At 55.8% G+C, this 701-nt stretch carries 1 protein-coding gene; it reads left to right on the top strand.

Features of this window, described 5'->3' with window-relative positions; genetic code table 11:
* Positions 1-553: MFS transporter (locus tag lacNas_RS00550; protein ID WP_201346492.1), on the top strand; the 553-nt coding region annotated here is incomplete at its 5' end.
* Positions 554-701: the final 148 nt, after the last annotated feature.

Genomic DNA, 701 nt, shown 5'->3' with positions numbered 1-701 from the left:
CGTCATCTGGTGGATGCTGGCCATGTTCCTCTTCAATATGGCTTACAGCTCCGGCATCCTGGAATTCAGCCTGACGGTGGTGGAAACTCATTCCGGTTCAGCCACTGACGCCGCCAACGTCACCGCGGCCGTAGCCGTCATCTCCCTGGTAGCTGGCCTTATCTTCGGCAAGTACATGCAGCTGACCAAAAAATATGCCGGGATTCTGGCGATTGCCCTGATGGGGGCCGGCAACTTCATCATGGGCCTGGGCAATGGCATGGGCGTCTTCATCGCTGGCGACAGCCTGGTAGCCCTGGCCTTCGGCCTCTTCATGCCTTACGTCATGGCCGCCGTCAACCGCAACTCCACCAAGGAGAACTCGGCCGGCTTGACCGGTCTGGCCCTTTCCGCCGGCTCAGTGGCCAACTTCGTGTCGACCTACTTCTACGCCGCGTTTGGGAAGATTTTTGGCAACAGCTCCTCCCAGTTCGGCTTCATCTTCGGGGGTATCTGCTGCATCCTCTTGATCATCGAGATGAGCTTCATGCTGAGAAAGAAGCTCCTGGACTAACAGTCATCGTTTAAAATCTCCACTATCATTCGAAAAAAGACCGCTGAAAGCAAACTGCTTCCGGCGGCCTTTTTTGTTGGAGCATCAGGCAAAAAGCTGCCGGTATTCCCCGTAGCCAGCCTCTTCCAGCTGGTCATACGGGATGAAT

The organism is Lactobacillus nasalidis (assembly GCF_016587775.1).
Classification (GTDB): domain Bacteria; phylum Bacillota; class Bacilli; order Lactobacillales; family Lactobacillaceae; genus Lactobacillus; species Lactobacillus nasalidis.
This window is presented reverse-complemented; position numbering and strand designations above follow the sequence as displayed.